Annotated in this window: 23 protein-coding genes; 6 read left to right on the top strand and 17 right to left on the bottom strand. The window is 64.9% G+C overall.

The features are described 5' to 3' along the window. Positions 1–42 precede the first annotated feature (42 nt). Positions 43–1,272 carry a S53 family peptidase gene (locus tag AC4CS3_RS14230; protein WP_490784001.1) on the top strand — a complete coding sequence of 410 codons (1,230 nt, stop codon included), beginning with the start codon at positions 43–45 and terminating at the stop codon, positions 1,270–1,272. Positions 1,273–1,472: 200 nt separating this feature from the next. Here the strand turns inward: AC4CS3_RS14230 and AC4CS3_RS14225 are convergent, their stop codons facing one another. From AC4CS3_RS14225 to AC4CS3_RS14150, 16 genes are all read right to left on the bottom strand, one after another. Next, positions 1,473–2,645, bottom strand: coding sequence for a flagellar hook protein FlgE (locus AC4CS3_RS14225; protein ID WP_490784000.1), 1,173 nt, complete (start codon positions 2,643–2,645; stop codon positions 1,473–1,475). A 39-nt stretch (positions 2,646–2,684) separates the two neighbouring features. Then, the gene (locus AC4CS3_RS14220) at positions 2,685–3,134 is read right to left on the bottom strand and encodes a flagellar hook assembly protein FlgD (RefSeq protein ID WP_490783999.1); all 450 of its coding nucleotides are present in this window, start codon (positions 3,132–3,134) and stop codon (positions 2,685–2,687) included. 16 nt (positions 3,135–3,150) lie between these two features. Continuing rightward, positions 3,151–4,602: a flagellar hook-length control protein FliK gene (locus AC4CS3_RS14215; RefSeq protein ID WP_490783998.1), complete on the bottom strand. Its 1,452-nt coding sequence runs from the start codon at positions 4,600–4,602 to the stop codon at positions 3,151–3,153. Next, on the bottom strand, positions 4,602–5,285 hold the full coding sequence (locus tag AC4CS3_RS14210; RefSeq protein WP_490783997.1) for a C40 family peptidase: 684 nt from the start codon (positions 5,283–5,285) through the stop codon (positions 4,602–4,604). The genes AC4CS3_RS14215 and AC4CS3_RS14210 overlap by 1 nt, the downstream gene beginning before the upstream one ends. Continuing rightward, a complete protein-coding gene (locus AC4CS3_RS14205; protein WP_490783996.1) occupies positions 5,282–5,707 on the bottom strand; it encodes a flagellar FliJ family protein in 426 nt (141 codons plus the stop codon). The genes AC4CS3_RS14210 and AC4CS3_RS14205 overlap by 4 nt, the downstream gene beginning before the upstream one ends. Then, a complete protein-coding gene (locus AC4CS3_RS14200; RefSeq protein WP_490783995.1) occupies positions 5,704–7,035 on the bottom strand; it encodes a FliI/YscN family ATPase in 1,332 nt (443 codons plus the stop codon). Before AC4CS3_RS14200 ends, AC4CS3_RS14205 begins: the two co-directional genes overlap by 4 nt. After that, a complete protein-coding gene (locus AC4CS3_RS14195) occupies positions 7,032–7,646 on the bottom strand; it encodes a FliH/SctL family protein (protein ID WP_490783994.1) in 615 nt (204 codons plus the stop codon). The genes AC4CS3_RS14200 and AC4CS3_RS14195 overlap by 4 nt, the downstream gene beginning before the upstream one ends. Continuing rightward, a complete protein-coding gene (gene fliG, locus AC4CS3_RS14190; protein WP_441412515.1) occupies positions 7,636–8,664 on the bottom strand; it encodes a flagellar motor switch protein FliG in 1,029 nt (342 codons plus the stop codon). The genes AC4CS3_RS14195 and fliG overlap by 11 nt, the downstream gene beginning before the upstream one ends. Further along, positions 8,661–10,295: a flagellar basal-body MS-ring/collar protein FliF gene (gene fliF / locus AC4CS3_RS14185; protein ID WP_490783993.1), complete on the bottom strand. Its 1,635-nt coding sequence runs from the start codon at positions 10,293–10,295 to the stop codon at positions 8,661–8,663. The genes fliG and fliF overlap by 4 nt, the downstream gene beginning before the upstream one ends. Further along, the gene (gene fliE, locus AC4CS3_RS14180; protein ID WP_441412517.1) at positions 10,295–10,633 is read right to left on the bottom strand and encodes a flagellar hook-basal body complex protein FliE; all 339 of its coding nucleotides are present in this window, start codon (positions 10,631–10,633) and stop codon (positions 10,295–10,297) included. The genes fliF and fliE overlap by 1 nt, the downstream gene beginning before the upstream one ends. After that, entirely contained in the window at positions 10,633–11,025 is a 393-nt protein-coding gene (locus AC4CS3_RS14175) for a flagellar basal body rod protein FlgC (RefSeq protein ID WP_236815521.1), read from the bottom strand. The genes fliE and AC4CS3_RS14175 overlap by 1 nt, the downstream gene beginning before the upstream one ends. Beyond that, positions 11,025–11,366, bottom strand: coding sequence for a flagellar basal body rod protein FlgB (locus tag AC4CS3_RS14170; protein WP_490783992.1), 342 nt, complete (start codon positions 11,364–11,366; stop codon positions 11,025–11,027). The genes AC4CS3_RS14175 and AC4CS3_RS14170 overlap by 1 nt, the downstream gene beginning before the upstream one ends. Before the next feature lie 134 nt (positions 11,367–11,500). After that, positions 11,501–11,791, bottom strand: coding sequence for a hypothetical protein (locus AC4CS3_RS14165; RefSeq protein WP_441412519.1), 291 nt, complete (start codon positions 11,789–11,791; stop codon positions 11,501–11,503). Next, positions 11,781–12,221 carry a flagellar export chaperone FliS gene (gene fliS / locus AC4CS3_RS14160; RefSeq protein ID WP_441412520.1) on the bottom strand — a complete coding sequence of 147 codons (441 nt, stop codon included), beginning with the start codon at positions 12,219–12,221 and terminating at the stop codon, positions 11,781–11,783. Before fliS ends, AC4CS3_RS14165 begins: the two co-directional genes overlap by 11 nt. A gap of 12 nt (positions 12,222–12,233) precedes the next feature. Next, entirely contained in the window at positions 12,234–13,613 is a 1,380-nt protein-coding gene (gene fliD, locus AC4CS3_RS14155; protein WP_490783991.1) for a flagellar filament capping protein FliD, read from the bottom strand. 117 nt (positions 13,614–13,730) lie between these two features. Further along, positions 13,731–14,597: a flagellin N-terminal helical domain-containing protein gene (locus tag AC4CS3_RS14150; protein WP_284982081.1), complete on the bottom strand. Its 867-nt coding sequence runs from the start codon at positions 14,595–14,597 to the stop codon at positions 13,731–13,733. Between the two features lie 300 nt (positions 14,598–14,897). On the opposite strand from AC4CS3_RS14150, the gene flgN reads away from it, so the two are divergent. From flgN to AC4CS3_RS14125, 5 genes are all read left to right on the top strand, one after another. Next, positions 14,898–15,398, top strand: coding sequence for a flagellar export chaperone FlgN (gene flgN, locus AC4CS3_RS14145; RefSeq protein ID WP_490783990.1), 501 nt, complete (start codon positions 14,898–14,900; stop codon positions 15,396–15,398). A 76-nt stretch (positions 15,399–15,474) separates the two neighbouring features. Next, positions 15,475–16,911, top strand: coding sequence for a flagellar hook-associated protein FlgK (gene flgK, locus AC4CS3_RS14140; RefSeq protein ID WP_490783989.1), 1,437 nt, complete (start codon positions 15,475–15,477; stop codon positions 16,909–16,911). A 3-nt stretch (positions 16,912–16,914) separates the two neighbouring features. Then, positions 16,915–17,802 carry a flagellar hook-associated protein FlgL gene (gene flgL / locus AC4CS3_RS14135; protein WP_490783988.1) on the top strand — a complete coding sequence of 296 codons (888 nt, stop codon included), beginning with the start codon at positions 16,915–16,917 and terminating at the stop codon, positions 17,800–17,802. Then, complete coding sequence (gene fliW / locus AC4CS3_RS14130; protein WP_490783987.1) at positions 17,799–18,185, top strand: flagellar assembly protein FliW; 387 nt, start codon at positions 17,799–17,801, stop codon at positions 18,183–18,185. Before flgL ends, fliW begins: the two co-directional genes overlap by 4 nt. A gap of 374 nt (positions 18,186–18,559) precedes the next feature. Continuing rightward, entirely contained in the window at positions 18,560–20,125 is a 1,566-nt protein-coding gene (locus AC4CS3_RS14125) for an APC family permease (protein WP_490783986.1), read from the top strand. A 63-nt stretch (positions 20,126–20,188) separates the two neighbouring features. Here the strand turns inward: AC4CS3_RS14125 and AC4CS3_RS14120 are convergent, their stop codons facing one another. Next, positions 20,189–20,734 (bottom strand): AMIN-like domain-containing (lipo)protein, encoded by a 546-nt coding sequence (locus AC4CS3_RS14120; RefSeq protein ID WP_490783985.1) that lies wholly within the window; start codon positions 20,732–20,734, stop codon positions 20,189–20,191. Positions 20,735–20,846: the final 112 nt, after the last annotated feature.

Below are 20,846 nucleotides of genomic sequence, written 5' to 3'. Positions count from 1 at the left end.
CGTTCTGTCAACTCGGATCTTATTGACCCTCAGGGAGGTTTCGTGAAGAAGATTCTTAGCGTTTCCGGGGCGTTGTTGCTATTGCTGAGTGCGGTCTCAGCCACTGCCCCGGCGGCAGTTGCCCAACCAGCTCCGTCAGCCAATTGGCATGCGGAGAGGGTCTGCGCCGATGTCCCGGCCGGCGATGCGTCGTGTTTTGCGCTCAAGTACGTCGATGATTCAACGAGCCCGGCCAAGGCACTGCCGCAGGGAGGACAAGCCAAGCCCGCTTCGAGCACGCCGCCCGCCACGGGCAAGACCCCTGCGGATATACAGAGCGCCTACAACATCACGGGCCTCGCGTCCGGTGGCCGCACCGTCGCAGTCGTAGATGCCTATGGCTATCCGAACCTTGAACGCGATCTCGGCGTTTACCGCGCACAGTTCGGCCTTCCGGCATGCACGGTCAGCAACGGCTGCCTCACCATCAAGGACCAAAACGGCGGCAATAAGCTTCCCAGGTTCAATTCCGGCTGGGCCGACGAAACCGCCCTCGACGTCGACGCCGTCTCGGCAGCCTGCCCGGACTGCAAGATCCTGGTGGTGCAAGCGACAACAGCCAGTATCACTAATCTTGGAACAGCCGTGGCGACGGCCGCCAAACAACCAGGGGTCGTCGCGATTTCCAACAGCTACGGCGGTGGGGATTCGGCAGACTCCAGCTACGGTACGTACTACAACCACCCGGGCATCGCGGTGACAGCGTCAACCGGTGACAACGGGTATACCGGCTCGTCATACCCCGCTTCCTCGAGTTACGTCACCGCGGTGGGAGGCACATCGTTGGTCAAGAACACCAGTGCACGCGGGTGGGGCGAGTCTGCCTGGTCCGGCTCTGGATCCGGCTGCTCCAGTGTCAATGCCGCGTTGCCTGCGGCTGCCACATTCGGTACTGGGTGCGGCAAGCGCGCCTCAGCGGACGTCTCCGCCGTCGCAGATCCGCAGACCGGATTGGCAGTGTATGCGCCGAGTAGCAGCACCACCTCGTCTTGGGCCCAGTATGGAGGGACCAGCCTGTCCTCACCACTGATCGCGGCAATGTACGCGCTTTCCGGGAACTCCGGCAGCTCGACGGCGCTGGCCAACTCGCTTCCGTACACGAACTCCGGGAAATTCAATGACGTCGCCTCGGGTTCAACGGGCACGTGCTCCACGAGCCCGTGGTGCCTTTCCGGCACCGGATGGGACGGACCCACGGGCGTCGGCACTCCGAACGGGGTCGGCGGACTCTAAAAATGCAGTAATTGCCTGAAGGGTGGCCGGCGTCCAAGGATGCCGGCCACTCTTGTGTCTGTGAACGGGCAGCGTCACGCCGAGCAGACTTTCAGCGCCCCCAGCAGACGGCAAGCCCGGGATTCCGGGGTTCCTGAGGCGTCGCAGCGCCAAAAAAGTGCGTGGCGTGACGCGACCCGGGTTCGGCGCTTTCCGGAATTTTAGTGCTTCAGGTTCGTCAGCTCCTGCAGGACCTCATCCGACGTCGTGATGATGCGGGCGTTGGCCTGGAAGCCTCGCTGGGCCACGATCAGGTTGGTGAATTCCTGGGAGAGGTCCACGTTGGACATCTCGAGGGCTCCGGCGGTCAGGGTGCCGAGTCCGGCGTCGCCCGGTGCTCCCAACTGGGCCGTGCCGGAGTTGGCGGTGGCCACGTATGTCGAGCTACCGGATTTCTCGAGGCCGCCGGGGTTGGTGAAGCGGGCAAGGGCCACGCGTGCCAGAACCTGTTTGCTGCCGTTGCTGAACGAGCCGATGAGTGAGCCGTCGCCGCCGAGGGTGAAGGACTCCAGTTTGCCTGCCTCGGATCCGTTCTGGCTGCCGACCGTGAGTGTGCTCATGGCGGCGAAGCCGGTAACAGTGGACATGTCCACCGTGATACCGCCGACGGTCATGGCACCGCCCGAGGTCAGCGCACCGTTCGTGAACGTGAGCGTCGAGTTGCCCGTGGCGCCGTTGGAGTCTGCCCCGGCCACATCCCAGCCGCCCGCAGCGCGGCTGAACGTCAGGGTCAGGCTGCGGGAGGCGCCGTCGGCGTCGTAGACCTTGACCTGGCGCTCGACGCTGGTCCCGACGGCCGCGTCGGACGGCAGGTTGCCGTCCAGTGAGGCCTTGGTGGTGGCGACGGCGGCCGACGTCGTGTTGGGCGAGAGGGCGATCGGGCCTACGGGACCTCCCAGGTTCACGGCCCCGTTTGCGGCGGACCAGCCCTGCAGGATGCCTCCGTCGGGGCTCACGAGACGGCCCGCCGCGTCCATGTCGAAGGCGCCGGCGCGGGTGTAGAGCTGCTGGCCGGCCTTGCTAGTGATGAAGAAGCCGTCGCCGGAGATCATCATGTCAGTGGCTCGACCGGTGTTCTGCGATGAACCCTGGCTGAAGTTGGTGCTGACTCCCGCCACGCGAACGCCAAGGCCGATTTGGGCGGGATTGGTGCCACCGGTTTCGGCTTGCGGGGCGCCGGCGCCCTGGGTCATCTGCGAGAGCGTGTCCTGGAACTGGGTGGAGGAAGCCTTGAAGCCGGCCGTATTCACGTTGGCGATGTTGTTTCCCGTGACGTCCAGCATGGCCTGGTGGGCACGGAGGCCGGAGATTCCGGAGTACAGCGAACGAAGCATGGTGTTGCCTTTCTTCGGGTGGTTCAGGGGTGTAGAGCGTCAGGCCGTGGGCGTAGCGGTGGGCGAATTGGCGGCCGTCATCCCGCTGATGGAGTCGAGCGGAACGTTCACTCCTCCGACCGCCACAGTGGGGGTTCCGGCCGCAAAGGAAACCGAGCTCGCGACACCCGATCCCTTTGTCCCGTCCGCGAGCGCGTAGCTGACGTTGTGCCCGATGATCTCTGCCGCGGCGCTGCGCATCTGGAGCGAAAAACTCTCCTTGGCGTCTGCGGTGAGCTCCGTCATTTTCTCCATCATGGACAGCTGGACGGTCTGGCTCATCATCTGGTTCGTGTCCATGGGAGCACTCGGATCCTGGTTTTTCAGCTGCGTGACCAGGAGGGACATGAACATGCTTGAGTCCATGGTCTGCGCGGGTTTGGGCGCGGCGGCTCCAGCCGTGGTTCCGGGCTGGACTCCGCTGCTTGCCGCGATGGCTTGGATGGTCACTATTGGTGCTCCTTCATCAAACGAGAATGTCCAGGCTGCTGGTAATACTTCGGGGAAGTACGACGGCGGTCCGCGCCAGGCGAAGCGACTCGCCGTCGCTGCCCCGTGGGAAGCCAGAGCTTTCCGCCGGGCGCCGGTCCCGGGGGTCCGAGCCGCCCGCACCGGAATCGGCCGGAGCATTGTGCTCGGACAGGTCGAGGCTGGCACCGAAGCCTGATTCCCCGAGTCCGCGCCGCAGTTCCGGCAGGATGCTGCGCACTGCCTCACGGCCGGCTTCCCCTGGGGCGAACAATTCGATCCGAACCCCAGCGCCCTCGATATGCGCCCGGACAGTCAGCGGGCCGAGGTCCTCCGGAGACAGCTTCAAGGTCATCACGTGCGCGCCGGGCGCCGCCGATGCTAGGGAGAACAGCGGCCCTGACACTTGGGGCAGCAGTTTCGCCGGGTCCGCCAAGGGCGTGGGCGTTGCGATGCCAGGAGGGGCTGTAGAAGGGGCTTGCTGGAGTGGCGACGCTGGCTGCACCAGCCCCGGAATTCCGGCCTGAATCCCCGAGGGAAGCCCGGGTGCCGGGGCGTCCGGGGCGTCCTGCCCGAGGACCCGCTGCGGGTCCTGTTGCACGGCGGGTTTCCCGGTGGGAAGGACGACGGCGGTCCCGGACTCGAGTGGCTGGGCTGCGGTCACGTTGACCCCGGGTTCGAGGCCAACGGGCAGTGGGCTGGCGGGCAGAGCGGCGGGCGGCACTGGGCTCGCTGGCAGGGCGGAGGGCAGTGGGCTGGCGGGCACGGTGCCAGCCGGCTGTGGGCTGGCGGGCAGAGCGGAGGCCGGCTGCGGGCTAGTGGGAGGTGAGCTATTGGGAAGTGGGCTGGCCGGGAACGGACCAGCTTGGGTGGGGCTTTGACCAAGGCTCCCGAGTGGCAGCGCTGCCGGCACAGCATCGCCTACCCCCGATCCAGCCAGCGTCGCCTGAGTGCTGCCCGCAGGCATCCCAACGACGAGACTTGCTGTTTCCGAGCTGTCGGCAATCGCTTTGGCCGGGGCCGTACCGTCGACGACACCGTCTTTGACCGGCACAGCGATGCCCGGCCGGCTCGCCTGCGGAGCAGCGGTTCCGACTGCTACTCCGGCGGCCGCAAGTCCACCCGCAACAGCGGCCACACCTGCAAGAGCAGCCGCATCAACCGCACCAGGCGAACCAAGCGAACCCGGCGCATCAACCGTGTCCTTGGCGACCTTCGACCCGTCTGGTTTGGCGACCAAGGTGACCGTCCCGGCACCGCCTGCGGCAGGCTTTCCCTGAGCGCCGACGTCGGGCGCTTGCTGTGCGGTCCCGTCGGAGGTCTTCGAGTCGGACGCCAGCACGCCGTTCATCACGGCCTCAAAACCGGCGGCGGCGCCAGACTGCGGCACAGGCGAAGAGCCGGGAGCGGCAGGACGGGGTGAAGCCGCACCCGCGGGAGGCAACTGCATCACGAGCCTCCCGCGGGGACAATGCGGCGGATGGCGGTCAAGTTGGACTGCTGTTCCCATGCATCGCGGATCTGGATGGTCTGGCCGGGGACGGGTGCGTCGATCGCTTTGCCGTTGCCGAGGTAGATGGAGATGTGTTCGCCGCCGAAACTGACCAGCAGATCGCCGGGCTTGGCCTGCGCCAGGGAGGCCACGGGAGTGCCTTGCCGCATCTGGTCGCTGACGACGCGCGGCAGGTCGACTCCGAGATCCTTGAAGACACGCTGCACGAAGCCGGAGCAATCCATGCCCACCGCCGGGTTCGTGCCGCCCCAGACGTAGGGCACGCCCACGTATTTCTTAGCGTCAGCCACCACTGCGTCGCCCGTGACAGCGCCGGTAGCAGTGCCCGTACCAGCACCCGAAAGCGCGCCCACTGTACCGGTAAGGCCCGCAATGCCGGAGAGCGCGGCGGTGCCGCCGAGTCCCAAAGATGAAGCGAGCTGGCTCACGTCCGGCGTCGTCGAACCCCCGACGGCGGAGCTCAACGCTTGCGCGAAGGACGTCGCGTCCGTAGAAGAGGCGGTGCCCGCGGAAGAGTCCGCTGTCCCTGTGGTCGCGGTCTGTGGGCGAACGCCTTGGCTCAGTTGCTGCAACATCGACTCGATGCTCTGGATGCGGCCGATGGCCTCGGTCATGCTCATGAGGTGGCCTTCCGGTGCCAAGCGGAGGACGCGATCTCGTCCAGCACGCTTTGTTCGGCGTGCAGCGCGAAAGCCTCGAAGGCGGCGCCGTGGCGGGTTTCGAGCTTCTCGAGTCCTACCGCACGGCGTTTGGCTTCGGTGTATTCCGCGCGGGCTTCTGCGGCTTCAGCCTCCGCACTGGCGGCCAAGGCGTCAAGCTCAGCCAACATGCTTTGCGAGGATGCGCGGGAGGCCGCGATGGCCAGGAGCGACGCTGAGCTGCCGGCATCTCCGGCGGACTCGGCCAGTTCCTCCCGGGCGGTGGCTCGGCGGGATCGCAAGGATGCGGTCCGGGAGTTGGCGCGGGCCAGTCCGCTGGCGGCGGCGTCTTGTTGTGTTTGGCGCAGGCGCAACAGCCCGGCCAGGGAAAATTGACGGTTCACGCGGCTCCTTCGAGGCTTGCCGAGAGGCGGAGGAGTTCCGGCCAGGACTCGCTGTACGGGGTGGATTCGTCCATGCTTTGCTGCAGGAACCCGTTGATGGCGGCTTCGTGGTCCAGTGCCGCGTCAACCAACGGATTGCTGCCACGGTGGTAAGCGCCGACGTCGATCAGGTCCTGGGCGTTGCGCCGCGCGGCGAGGACCCTGCGCAAGGATGCCGCGAGCGCCGTGCGATCGGCTGAATTCACCTTGGAGGCCACGCGGGACACCGAACCAAGCACGTCCACCGAGGGAAAATGCCCCGTGACGGCGAGCTTCCGGTCCAGGACCACGTGTCCGTCCAGGATTGAGCGGGCGGCGTCGGCGATCGGTTCGTTGTGGTCGTCTCCGTCCACCAGGACCGTGTAGATCCCGGTCACGGATCCGGTTTCGGCGGTCCCGGCGCGTTCCAGGAGCCGGGCCAGTACGGAAAAGGTCGACGGCGGGTAGCCGCGGGTGGCGGGTGGCTCACCGGCGGACAGGCCTATTTCGCGCTGGGCCATGGCCACGCGGGTGAGCGAATCCATCATGAGCACCACGTCCTGCCCGGCTTCGCGGAACGATTCGGCAATCCGGGTGGCCGTGACCGCGGCACGGAGGCGCATGAGTGCAGGCTCATCGGACGTGGCAACAACCACCACGGAACGGGCCAGGCCTTCGGGGCCAAGATCGTCCTCCAGGAACTCGCGCACTTCACGTCCGCGCTCCCCCACTAAGGCAATCACGGACACTTCGGCATCCGTGCCGCGGGCAATCATGGACAGCAGCGAGGACTTCCCGACGCCCGAGCCGGCGAACAACCCCATGCGCTGCCCGCGGCCAAGAGTGGCCATGGTGTCCAGGACGCGGACCCCGGTCTGGAGCGGGGTGTCCACCCGGGCGCGGTGCATCGCCGACGGGGCTTCGTTGTCCAAAGGGACCATGGGGCTGGCGGGCAACGGGCCCTTGCCGTCGATTGGACGCCCGAGCCCATCCAGTACCCGCCCGAAGAGGCCACGGCCGGTGGGTACCAAGATCGGTGCGCCCTTGGAACGTGCCGGCTCTCCCGCGGCCACCCCGGTCAGCCGTCCCAGCGGCATGCAGCGCACGGCACCACTGACCGAGGCGACCACTTCGGCGTCGAGCCCGGGTGCCTCGCCAACGGTCACCAGATCGCCCACCGCGCAGTCCAACCCGGAGACCTCCAGGCCAAGGCCGAGCACGGACGTCACGGTGCCCACGCGCTGCGGCGCCGCGGCGGCGAGGGCTGCGCGGAAACGGCCCGGGTGCGGCCGGAAGTCGGTGTGGTTCATGAGTCGTTCCCCAGCAGGGCTGCCTTGGCTCTGTCCACAGCGGTGCCAAGCCGGGCGTCGAGCCAGCCGTGCGGATATTCCGCGATCGCATCGCCGGGATTCAGTGCCGGATCGGCCTTGAGTTCGACGCCTGCCACGTTCCCGACGTCGACGGCGGTCAGCGCGGCGAGGTCCGCCGGGTGGAGGCGCACCGCAGTCACGGTTTCCACTCCGGACACGGTGCCAAGGGCACGGGCCAACGCGGCGCGGGCCGTTTTCCCGCCGTCCTTGAGTTCGTAGCCCAGGACGGCTTCGGCAAGCTCCATCGCGCTGGCCGCCAACACGTCCTGCGCTTCCTCCAAAACAGCGCCGCGGCGCTCCTGGGACGCGGTGGCCGCCGCTTCGAGCACGCGGACAGCTTGCGCCACAGCCAGGCGTCCGGCGTCGAGCATTGCGCGGTGTTCGGCGTGAAACTGTTCGCTGAGACGGCGCTGTTCCGTTGCTGCAGCCTGGATCCCGGCGGCGTAACCTGCCGCGTGCCCCTGGGTGAACCCCCGGTCCTCCTTTCGCGACCTCGCAGCCGGCTGGATGTCCGGAAAGACCACTCTCTGGAGTTTAGCCTCAGTAGACATAGTCGTCTTCTTCGCCGCGCCGGACAACGATGGCGCCTTCGGCTTCCAGTTCACGGATGGAACGGACAATCTCTGCCCGGGCCTCTTCAACCTGGGAGGCGCGCACGGGCCCGGCGGAAGCCATTTCGGCTTCCAGGATTTCGAGGTTGCGGCCGGACACGTTGGTGCGTACAGCCTCGAGCACCACGGCAGGGGCACCCTTCATAGCGACAGCGAGCACTTCGGCATTGACGCCACGCAGGATCTGCTGGATGTCGCGGCGTTCCAATTTCACGATATCCACGAAGGTCAGCATCCGGGCGCGCACTTCCGTGGCCAGCTCCGGATCGAGCGTTTCCAAGCCTTCCAACACGGAGCGTTCGGTGTTGATGTCCGAGCGGTTGATGATGTCTACGAGGGGCTGGATGCCGCCGACGATCTCGCTCGACTTCCGTTGCGACATGACCGCCCCGGCGCGAACTTTCAGGGTTTCGGCCACGATGCCCACGGCCTCCGGCGAAGCCATTCCCATCGTGGCGATGCAACGGGCCACCTCGCTCCGCTGCACGTCGCCCAGTCCGGCCATGACCGCGGAAGCCTTGCCCGGCCGCAAATGCGCCAGGATCAGGGCAATGGTCTGCGGCATCTCGCCGTCGATGAGGGCCAGCAGTTGTCCGGAATCCATCATTTCCAGGAATTCGAACGACTTCCCGGCCATGGTCGAGGCGAGACGGTCCATGAAACCGGCCGCTTTGTCCGCACCGAAGGACGCTTCCAGGAGCCCGACGGCGAATTCCTGGCCGCCGCGGGCCGTGCGGCGGCCGCTGACCGCAAGGTCGTGGAACTCGGTCATGACGTGGTCCGCCACGGTTGAGGAGACGCGGCGCAAGCGGACGATCTCGGCGGCGATGTCCTCGGCCTCGGATTCGGAGAATTGGGTCATGACGGAGGCCGCACTGGCCGGGCTCATCTGCATCAGCACCACGGCCACCTTCTGGGCACCGCTCAACCCGCTTACGTCCAACTCCCCGGCCCTCATACGGACTGCCTTTCATCCATGAGTCCGCGCAGGTAGTCGGCGGTCCGGGCCGGGTTCTCGGCAACCATGGCCTCAATCTGGGCCCGACGCCGCTCGCCGTCGAGAGCCTCGGCGCCTGGTATCGGCAAGCCGGACATCGGTAAGGCCGGAACGGGATGCACAGTCGGCAGTTCGATCGCCGACGTGGCAGGCGGCCCTTCGAGCGCCGGCGTGGAGACGCCTTGCGGCAGCATCTCGTAGTCAAGGCGTTCGCCAAGGTCAACCGGTTCGCGTCGCTGCCTGCGCCGCAGGAGGATCAGCACAAGCACAATCAGCGCTACAACTGCCAGCAGGATGCTGCCCGCCAGGATGAGCGTGTTCATCAAATCCGACTGTTGCTTGGCATCGGCTTGCGCTTTGGCCGCGCCCAATGCCTGAGCCGCCGCGTCTGCGGCCGAGGTACTGAAGGGCAGCACTTCAACCGTCACCACGTCGCCGCGGGTAGGATCGACGCCCGCCGCGGAAGTAACGAGAGCCTTGACCGAGTTGACGTTGAGTCCGGCCGCAGCCGACTGGTTGATCGCCACTGAGATGGTCTGGCGTTTCACGGCGCCTTGCGGAATGGTGCGGTCTTCCGTGACCTTGTTGACGGCGTTGTTCTTGGTGGTGTCGCTGGAGTCGAACGTTCCGTTGCCGTTGGTGCCGCCCGGCACGGCAATGTTGTCCGGGCCAAGGACACCGGAGGCGCCGCCGCCGGTTCCCGTGTACTTCTCGGTCTTGGTGGTCTCGCTGAGCGGAGCGGCATCCTTGGCCGTGGAGAACGTCTCGCTGCGCTGCTGCGCGGACTCGGCGGTCACGTCGGCCGCGACGGCGACAGTGGCGTTGCCCGGTCCCACTACCCTGTCCAGCACGGCCTTGACCGAATCGGACGTGCGCTGTTGGTAGTCGGCGGCTTGCTTGGACGAGGAACCCGTGGCTCCCCCTCCCACCGTGGAGAGGACGTTGCCTTGGGAGTCCACCACGGTCACGTTGGTCGGTTTGAGGTTCTCGATCGCGGCGGACGTCAAATGCACAATCGCCTGGACCTTGTCGGCAGACAGGGTGATGCCCGGCTGCGTTTCCACGAACACGGATGCAGTGGCGTCGGGAGCCTTGTCCACGAAAACTGTCTTGGCCGGAATGGCCAACTGCACGGCCGCTGTCTTCACGCCGTCCATGGCCTGGATGGTGGTGGCGAGTTCGCCCTCGAGCGCACGCTTGTAAGTCACGGACTGCTGGAACTCGGACGAGGTTACCCCGAGCTTGTCGAGCAGCGAATAGCCCGTGGCCGCGGCCGCAGGAAGGCCCGCCGCGGCGGCTTTCAGCCGTTCGTCGTTAACCTTGTCATCGGGAACCAGGATGGTGGAACCGCCATTGCTGAGCTCATACGGGACATTGTCCTTGCGCAGCTGCTCCACGATTCCGTTGGCATCCGTGTCCTTCAAACCGGAGAACAGCGGCGAGTAGGACGGCTTGCCCAACCATGCTGACAATGCCACTCCGCCGAGCACCAGGACGGCGATGCCGATGATGGCGATGGTGCGCTGCCCGGCGGTGAACCCCTTGAATCCATCGCCCATCTTGCGGAAGAAGGCGGCAATCTGTGGCGGCATCAGGCCTGCATCCTCATGATCTCGTTGAACGCGTCAACACCCTTGTTCCGCACCGTGGAGACAAGCTCGATGGTGATCTGGGCGCGGGTGGCAGCGATTGTCGCCTTGTGGATGTCGTCAAGGTTGCCCGTCACCGCAGACACTGCGAGCTGGTTCGACGTCGATTGCAGGGACTGGAGGTTGTCCACGGCACCGGTCAGCGCGGTCGCAAAGCCATTGCCGTCCGATGTTCCGGTGGCTCCGCTTATGTTGTTTGTGCCTAGGTAGCCCGTGCCGGTGACGCCCTGCACCGAAAGTCCTCCGCCACCTTGAATTGCGCCGATCGGGTCCAAAGCCATCAGGATTTTCCTATCTCAAGCGCTGCCTGGTAAGTCTCACGGGCACGGTCGACCACTTGGGCGTTGGCCTGGTAGCCGCGTTGCGCCACAATCAGGGCACCCATCTGTTCGGCGAGGTCGATGTCCGGGTAACGGACGTAGCCTTGGGCATCGGCAAGCGGATGGTCCGGTTGATACACGAGCCTGCCAGTTGCGCTGCCTTGAGGGGTGCTCTTGACGTACACGCCGTTTCCGTTGCTGCCCTCGGCGGCCTCAATGTAGCGGGCTTGGAACGCCTTGCCGCTGGTGCGCGTGGCGGTATTCATGTTGGCCAGGTTGTCGGAAACGGCGTCGAGCCATTTGCGGTGGACAGTGAGTGCGGAGCCGGCGATCCCGATCGCGTCGAAAGTCATCAGCTGGTCCTCATGGCCGTGCGGAGGGCGGTGAATTGCTCGCCTATGGCCCGGGAGGCGAACTGGTAGCGCAAGACGGTGTCCACGTTCGAGAGGGTCTCGGTGTCCAGGTTCACGTTGTTGCCGTTGAGCTGGGTGGGTTCCTGGGAGGTGGTGACGGTCGGCGCGGTCTGCCCATCTCCGGCGCTCACCGAGGCCGCAAGGGCGTCTTCGAACTGGACCCTTTTGGCGTGGTAGTTCGGCGTGTTGATGTTGGCGATGTTGTTGGCGATGGTGCGCTGGCGCAATGAGAGCCCGTCCAGGGCGCTACCAAGGGCAACAGAAGTCACTGACTCGAACACGACGGCCTGCCTTCGCGAATAGTTTGAAGAGGCCGATCCGTGGCCGTGCATCGAGCATCCCTGCTCAACTTCCACCATCGGCAACCGCGGGCCATCCGTTAGCCGATTAGGGGAATGTTTTCGATACTTTCTCGTCAGCCCTGCACGTCGAGAAACAGCGGGCGCGCCGAACTTTGGCTGTCCGGGACGGTGCTGAGGGCGTCCAAGTGGGTGAGTGCATCGTTGCGGACCTTGCCGAGCATGGCCATGGACTCCTGCTGCGCGTCCAGGATCCGGCGTGCCCGGTCCGCCAGCTCTTCAGGAAGTGGTCCGGCGTTCGCAGGCGGATTCCATGGCTCAGCCTCGCCGCCGGAGACGGCCACGGCGATGTTTGCTTCAAGCCGATCCAGGATTTCGGACCATTCCTGGACCGGATCAGCCGACACCAAGAGTGCCGTTCGTCCTTGCCATGCCGGATACCGCGGCCTGGACCGGCAGTTGCGAGGCGGCGTCGTGCCAGCCTTGCCGCAGCGGCTCCAGCAGCGCGATGCATTCCTTGGTCCGGTTGACGTCGCGGTAGATGTTGGCCCCGATCATGGCTTCCATCGCGTACTGATAGATGCTCAGCAGCCCAGGCGCGCCATCCCACACATCGGTCTTCAGGGTAGAGGACAGCTCCGTGACGATCGACTGGGCATGCAGCAGGTTTTCGCTTGCGACACCCCAGTTGGCATTCTCCTGGGCGAACTGGGCGCGGTTCAGGTCCAGGAGCAGCCGGTCATACAGCATCGTGAGAAGCCTGGCCGGCGGGGCCGAAAGGACGGCGTCGTCGTTGTACCGGGAAAGCTGGCTGGCGCGGAGGGCTGTGGAGGTCATGCTTTACGCTCCTTACTTCGTCGAGCTCGAAAGGCCGGCAATCTGGCCTGTGAGCCATGATTGCTGGGCGTTGAGTTGGCCAAGGGCCACTTCCATGGCGTTGTACGTGGTTTGCAGGGTCTGCCGCCTGGTGGCCAAGCGCTGGTCCCAATCGGAGATCTGGCTGCCCAGGTCAGCCACTTCGGATTGTTGCCCCTTGATCAGGGCGGTCACCGAACCAGTGAACGGATCGGTAGCGCTGGTGGCCGCGTCGGACACCCGGGACGCAATGGTCTGGAGCGCTGCCTGCGTCCCGGCCGGATCCGAAGCCAGGGACGATTGGAGCTTGGCCGCGTCAAAAGTGAAGTTTCCATCCCGGGTGACGTTGATTCCGTATTCGGAGGGGGACTTCCCGTTCACGGGCATCGACATGGCTGAGAAGACCTGGTCGTTGACCGAGCGGACACTGCTGTTGCCGCTGAAGATCCCGCCGCTGGCCACTGACGCGCCATTAGCGTTCGTCGTCTGGGTCACCGCGCTGTATATGGACACGAAGCCCAGGACGTCATTGACCGCGTTCACCAAATCCCCGGCCTTTTTGGTGATGCCTGCGGAGTCGCTCGCAATGTTCACGGTCATCGGTCCGGCAGTGACGGCGGAGGCCGTCACTGATACGCCGGGAAGCAGATCGGTGAAGGTGTTGGTTCCGGACGTGATTGTCTGTGCTGCCGGAGTGCCTGCGTACATGGTCGCTTTGGCGTCCTGGGCGGCCTTGACGACGGCGGCGGAGGGGTCAGCCATTAGGTCGCTCGCGGTGCCCGCGCTTACCTGTGCTGCCGTGCCCTGGTAGACGCTGAAGGCTCCAGCCGCGCCTGACGTGGCTGCGGTCAGTTGAAGGCGATAGGTTCCGTTGCCTGCCGGGACCTTCACGGCACGGGCCGGGCCGGATGCCGCGTTGATCGCCGTCACGACGTCGTCAAGAGAGGTGGATGCCGGCGTGATCTCGGTCTGTTTCCCCGCGGAGTCGACGAGCGTCAGGTGTGCGGGTGCACCTGATCCGTCGGTGGGCCAGCTGCTCATTGCGGCAGTGACGTCCACTTGGCTCTGGGCAAGCTGGGTGACGGTGACGTCGATGGAGCCCGCCGTCGCGGAGGTGGTCGCCGTCGCAGTGATCGACGGCGCACTCGTGGTGGCGGTGAACAAGTTCAAGGCGTTCACGGCCGAGTCGCCGCTCGCGAGGTCCTTCAGCGATGACAACTTCGAGTTGAGCGACTGAAGCGTCGAAATCATTGTCTGGTCTGACGCAAGCTTCGTCTTCAGTTGTGTCTGCGGTTGCGCTTCCACCGCCATGAGCGAATCAATGATGGAGGTGGTGTTCAAGCCGCTGGCGAGGCCGTCGATCGAGCTTGCCACGTTCGGTCCTTCCGGAGGTATTGGTTTTGTCGGCGGGATCGGGACGCGAATGGCGGCCAGGGGTGTGCTCCCGTCCTGGCCGCCATTCGCTGATTACCGGTCAGCTACCGGAAGGTCTTAGCGCAGGAGCGAGAGAACGCCCTGGCCGGACTGGTTAGCCTGGGCGAGCATTGCCGTGCCGGCCTGGGACATGATGTTGGCCTTGGTGTACTTGACCATTTCCGAAGCCATGTCCGTGTCCGTGATGCGGGACTCGGCTGCCTGCAGGTTTTCGCCGGAGACCTGGAGGGTCTTCGTGGCGTGCTCCAAACGGTTCTGGGTTGCACCCAGGTCCGCACGCTGAGCCGAAACTGCCGCGATGGCGGTGTCAACGGCAGCGATGGTCAGCTGAGCGTTGGCGCTCGTGTCCACCTTGAAGCCTGCGGCACCAGCTGCGCCGGAGAGGCCCGTCGCGCCGGTTCCGACGGCGGTTGCGACGTCACCGAGGTTCACGGCGATCTTGTCGTTGGCGCTGCCGCCGGTGCCGACCTGGATGTTCAGGGCCGCGCCGCTGTTTCCAGCCGCACCCTTGAGCAGGTCGATGCCGTTGAACTGCGTGGACTGCGTGAGACGGTCCAGTTCCTTGCCGAGTGAGTCACCTTCACCCTTGATCGCTGAGCGGGATGCGGCGTTGTTGGTGTCGTTCGAGCCCTGGACAGCGAGGTCACGCATGCGCTGGAGGATCGAATGGACTTCAGTCAGTGCGCCTTCAGTGGTCTGGATGACCGAGATGCCGTCCTGGGCGTTGCGGGCGGCGACTGCCGAGCCGCTGACCTGGGATTTCAGGCCTTCCGAAATTGCCAGGCCTGCTGCGTCGTCAGCTGCACGGTTGATGCGCAGGCCGCTGGAGAGCTTCTCCATGGACTTGGACACGTCGTTCTGCGTGCGGTTGAGGTTGCCGTACGCGTTGTTCGCCATCAGGTTTGTGTTGATTGCCATGCCCATGATGTATTCCTCCGTGATTGGGTCTGCTGGAACTCCCAGGCCGTCCGTGGCCTGTCACTTCTGGTTATCGGAACAGTGGCCCCGTTTGGTTAGCAAAACGCCGCAGGAAAATTTGCCGCAGGCCACAAGTTCCGCCGCCCGTCGTTTGACTGGACAAAGCGAATAGATCATGCATAAACAGCGCCTAACGCATGGGCGGCGGCAGCCGATAGTTGTTTTCAACGCGGCGAAGGCACAGGGGAAGTGCTTTCCCGCGGCAACGCACCCGAAAAAAGAACCCGGAACTGGAGTTGACCCGACATGGCCATCCATGAACTGTCGGCGCTGCTGTGGCGAGAACGTGAGCTTCTGGATCTGCTGACATTCAAGCTGGAGGAAGAGCAACTGCTCCTCACGGCAGGCAAATCCCGCTGGTTGCCGCATGGCACCCGGGAAGTGGAACAGGTCCTGGGGCACCTGTCCAAGGCCGGGCTTGCAAGGGCGGTGGAAGTGGCGGCGGTGGCAGAGCAATGGGGCTTGCCTGCCGAGTCTTCACTGGGCGAGCTGGCCTCGTCCGCTCCAGAAGAAGCCTGGGCTGATGTCCTGTCCTCGCACCTGAACGCGATGCAGCAACAGACCGCCATCATCAAGGAGCTGCGTGATTCGAACGAGCAGTTCCTTCGCGCCGCCGTCCGTTCCACCCAGGAAACCATGGCGGATCTGAAGCCGACGGCCGGGACCTACGACTCCCACGGGCGGACCGGTTCCCAGGGCAGGACCGCAGACTCAACCCCGTCCCGCCTTTTCGACCAGCAACTCTGACCGAAACTCATCAAACGTAGACGGACAACCAGAGGCCGCACCCACTCAGGCCCGGATCACCAAAGGACACACAACATTGAGCACATTCGGCGGACTCAATACGGCCTACCTGGGCCTCACCGCAGCGCAACAGGGCATCAACGTTGCCGGACAGAACATCGCCAACGCCGGCACTGACGGGTACACGAGGCAGCGGATCGAGCAATCGGCCGTCGGCGCACCCGCGCGCACGGGTCTCTTCACAGCGGGCGCACAGGCAGGTCAAGGCGTGTCGGTGGACGGGATCGCCCGCCTGGGCAACAGCTTCCTCGATGCCGGGGTGCGCTCCAGCGCGGCCCAGGCCGGTTTCGCCGGCTATCGGTCCACGCAGCTCCAGCAACTCGAAGGCTCCCTGAACGAGCCCGGGCCCGCCGGAATATCGACGGCGCTCCAGACTTTCTGGTCCTCGTGGCAGGGCGTCTCCAACCACCCGGGAGAAGCAGCCCCGGCCGGCGTGCTGCTTCAAGCTGGCACCACCCTCGCCAACACAGTGTCGGCGGGCTACAAGGCCTTGGATTCACAGTGGACGCGGATTCGCGGCGAAACCCAAAGCACCGTCGCCACCCTGAACGATGCCGCCGCCCGCGTGGCCGGTTTCAACGCAACCATCCGTTCCGTCACGGCCTCGGGTGGTTCCGCCAATGAGATCATCGACGCACGTAACAAGGTGACTGAAACCATCGCCTCCCTGGCTGGTGGAACTGTCCGGGACAACGCCGACGGCACGGTGGATGTCTTTGTCGGCGGCAACGCCATCGTCTCGGGTACTTCCCACCGCGACCTCACTTTGAGCGGCCAGGCAAGCATGGGCGCGCCAGGTTCCGCAGTGCAGTTGGGGGGACCGGTGCAGTTGGAATGGGCCGATCGCCCGGGTGTGGCGGTTCCCCTCGACGGCGGAAAGCTCGCCGGCGCGGTCTCGCTTCTTGCCCCGGCGGCGGGAGGCGCGGGAGGCGCCATCTCCGAGGCCGCTGCGTCGTACGACGCCTTCGCCACCAAGCTCATGAATGACGTCAATGCCGTGCACCGCACTGGGCAGTCCACCACCGGCGCCTCAAACCTCGATTTCTTCGCAACCACCCCGGGCGCCCCGGCGGCCCTGTCGCTCAGCATTGTCCCGACGAGCGCCGCGGGAATGGCGACCGGCAGCCCCGGCTCCGGCGCCCTTGACGGCAAGATCGCCGACGCAGTTGCCCAAATCGGCGCCGGACAGGGTTCCCCTGACGCTTTGTGGTCCGGAATCGTCACAGGAATCGGCACGGCGTCCCAGTCCGCACAGCAGCACCAGCAGCTCGCCGACGCGGCGAGCACTGCCGCCGTCGGGCAGCGTTCCTCCGGTGCGTCCGTCAGCCTCGACGAGGAGAACATCAGCCTCCTGAGCAACCAGCACGCATACCAAGCGGCCGCCCGGGCCATGACGGCCGTGGATGAAGCCCTCGACGTCCTGATCAACCACACCGGATTGGTGGGAAGGTAAGCCATGCTGAACCGTGTCACGAACCAAACAATGTCCGCGGCCGCGCAATTGAACCTGCAGGCCGGGCAGGCAAAGCTCGCCGCGCTGCAGGACAAGGCCAGCAACCTCAAGAACATCACGAGGCCCTCGGACGATCCCGCGGCCACGGCGAACCTGCTCGCCACGAAAAGCCAGCTCAGCGCCGTCGCACAGTATTCGAACAACATCAACGACGGCAACGGCTGGCTGACCACCGCCGATTCGGCCCTCGGCCAGGCCACCAACATTCTCAACCGGGTCCGTGACCTCACGGTCCAAGCCGCCAACGGTTCACTGAACAGCAACGCCAAGGAGGCGATCGCCGTCGAAATCGAAGGCCTCAACAAGGACCTCCTCGCCCAGGCGAACACCCAGTACCTGGGCCGGAACGTCTTTGCTGGAAGTTCCGATTCCGCCGGCGCGTTCAGCAACGCGACGCCACCTGTCTTCAACGGAACACCGGGCGGCACCGTGGAACGGCGGATTGACGCAATCCAGACGGTCCGGGTAGACGCCGACGGCGGTGCGATCTTCGGTGACGGCGCCGGTTCGGTTTTCGCTTTGGTGAGCAACGTCGTCGCCGATATCCGCTCCGGCGCGGATGTCAGCGGCCGTTTGGCGGCCATCGGTGACAAGATCAAGTCGGTCGTCAACGGACGCGCCGACGTCGGTGCCAGGCAGACCAAGCTCATGCGCGCCCAGGATTCCGTCGATGGTCTCAAGGCCTCACTCGACGCACAGCGCTCCGGAATTGAAGACGCAGACATCGGAAAGGTCGTCATGGACTTGAAGCTGCAGGAAACCAACTACCAGGTTGCCCTCGCGGTCACCGCCAAGACGCTGCAGCCTACGCTCATGGACTTCCTCAAATGAGCACGGCACAGGCCTCCCGGGAGTTGAGCTTCACCGCGCCCATGCCGGGGCTTGAAGCTTCCGACGGCTTCGCTTTGCGGGGAATCGACGGCGCCCCGGGACTCTACGCGATGGAGTCGGCCAGTCCGCGCATCCGGATGTTCCTGGCCGAGGCCGCCGTTTACGTTCCGGGCTACGCGCCCGCCATCCCCCGCTCGACGCTGGAAGATCTCGGGCTGGACCGGGCTGAGCTGGCCACCACCCTGGTGGTGGTCAACCCGACTCCACAAAAGACCACGGTCAATCTCGCGGCCCCCATCGTGCTGAACCCGGAAACCGGACGCTGCACGCAGCTTCTCCTCGACAGCAAGGAATACCCCCTCCGGGCCGAGCTGAGCGCCTAAGCAGCACGCGTTCCCCCGACGCTCGCTCACTTTTGGGCCGTTTCCGGCAGACGCTCGCTCAGATGATCTGAGCGGGCGTCTGCCCTTTTGGCCGCATATGTGAGCGAGCGTCCCTTCTTGAGCCGTGGGATCCGGGCTCTTTCAACCTGCCGGCCTCCCGACGCTCGCTCACTTTTGGGCCGTTTCCGGCGGACGCTCGCTCAGATGATCCGCCCCGAACCAAAATGTTTCGCCAAACCACTTGCGCCAAGGCTTCTCCGCGTCCATACTAAATGAACGTCATTCATTTAGTGACTCCCGTCTCATACCCCGCTGACGGCTTCACGGCATCACCCAGCAACAAACCTTCGGCCCATTTAGAAAGAGCCAAGCACATGACTCAATTAACCCGCCCAAGCGCCAGGAAAACCGTGGAGGCCCACGATCCCGCTGGCACCGAACACGGCATCAGCGGCAAAGGACTCAAGACGGGGCAGCTGGGGCTCCTCGCCGTCGTCGTCCTGGGTATTTCCTCGGTGGCACCCGCCTACAGCCTGACCAGTTCCCTCGGCCCGGCGGTCAACGCGGTGGGCCTTCAACTGCCTGCGATCTTCATCGTCGCCTTCATCCCGATGATCCTCGTGGCGTTCGCCTACAGGGAGCTCAACGCAGACTCCCCGGACAGCGGCACCACCTTTACGTGGGCCACCAAGGCATTCGGCCCGTTCATCGGCTGGATGGGCGGCTGGGGGCTGCTGGCCGCGAACATTATCGTTCTTTCCAACCTGGCAGGCGTCGCCGTGGACTTCTTCTACCTCTTCCTCGCCCAGGTTTTCGGCAATCCCGATCTTGCCGACCTCACCTCCAACAAGGCCTTGAACATCGCCACGTGCCTGGCCTTCGTGGCACTGGCTGTCTGGGTCAGCTACCGGGGCCTACACGCCACCAAACTGGTGCAGTATGCCATGGTGGGGTTCCAGGTAGTGGTCCTTGGCGTGTTCATCGTCATGGCCCTCACCCACGCCTCCTCCGGCGACACCCCCACGGCCATCGCCTTCAGCTGGGACTGGTTCGACCCCACGAAGATCAGCAGCTTCGAGCAGTTCGCTGCCGGCATGTCCCTGGCGGTCTTCGTCTACTGGGGCTGGGACGTCTGCTTGACGGTCAATGAAGAGACCAAGGGCGGCAAGGGCACTGCCGGCAAGGCCGGAACCACGACGGCGATCGCCGTCCTGGGACTCTACGTCGCTGTGATCGTAGCCACGATGATGGTTGCCGGCATTGGCGGCGACGGCATCGGGCTCAACAACCCGGACAACCAGTCCAATATCTTTGCCGCATTGGCTTCCCCGGTAATGGGTCCCTTGGCCATCCTAATGTCCTTGGCCGTACTCGCAGGCACAGCGTCGTCCCTGCAGTCCACCATGGCCTCCCCTGCCCGAAGCCTTCTCGCCATGGGTCACTACGGCGCCCTGCCGCAGAAGTTCTCCACCGTGAGCAAGCGCTTCGGTTCCCCGGGATACGCCACCATCATTGCCGGGGCTATCTCCGGCGGCTTCTACGCCATCATGAAGGTGGTCAGCGAGAACGTCCTCAACGACACCATCCTGGCCCTGGGCTTGATGATCTGCTTCTACTACGGAATGACCGCTTTTGCCTGCGCTTGGTACTTCCGGCACAGCGTTTTCAGCAGCGTCCGCAACTTCTTCATGCGCCTGCTCTTCCCGGTAGTCGGCGGCGTGGTGCTGACGCTCGTCTTCATCCAAACGGCGGTGGACAGCTGGTCTCCGGACTTCGGCAGCGGTTCAGAGATCTTCGGCGTCGGCCTCGTTTTCATTATCGGCGTGGGTATCCTGGCCCTCGGAGCGGTGGTCATGGTGATCATGTCCCGCGTCCGGCCCGGCTTCTTCCGCGGCGAAACCCTTCGGAAGGACACGCCGGCCCTCGTGGTACCGGAGTAACCCTCACCATGTCAGAAGCCCTGTTCCGGAATCACCCGGAGCAGGGCTTCTGTGTTGGTTGCTTCACCACATGTGGGCGACGTCGATCACCAGCCGCGATCCCGTTCCCGGGCCAGCCAGCGTGAAGACCCTGAAGGGGAGCCGCGCGCGGACACCGAGACCAAGGCTGGTGTATCCCTCAAAGCTCCCCGCATAGGCCACTTGCCGGAAGGTTTTGTAGTCTGAGACGGTCGTCAGCTCGTTCTTGTCGGCCGGGTTGTACGTGGCAGCGCCGCCAGAGTTGTACGCAGGGGCATTGACTGTGATCTGCAGGAACGCATTGCCTCTCAGCTCGACCGGAAGGCCCGAACCGTCCTGCAATACTTGTGGAACGTAGCGGATTGAATAGCCGGCAACAGCGCCGTTCAGGTCGATCACCAGGCGGTCATAGCAGGGTTGCTGGCCCGTCCGGACATTGACCACTTGTGCCTGGGTCAGCGCCAGGTTGGACTTCGCCAACGATCCCCAGACGATTCCGCAATACGGGGCTGCGGATGCTGTCCCTGGAGCCACGAGACCAAGCCCGGCGACCACTAGCAAAGCCGTGAACCACGCATGAAACTTTCTCACTTGGGCCCATCCCCTTGAGTGCTTGAGCGATCCGATACCTCAAGCGTAGGAGCGTCGGGGCCCTTTCATGAGCTTCGTATCCGCTTCGGCGCCCAACTGTTAGCGGGCTTCG

The sequence above is a fragment of the Arthrobacter sp. SE2 genome (assembly GCF_058244265.1).
This window is presented reverse-complemented; position numbering and strand designations above follow the sequence as displayed.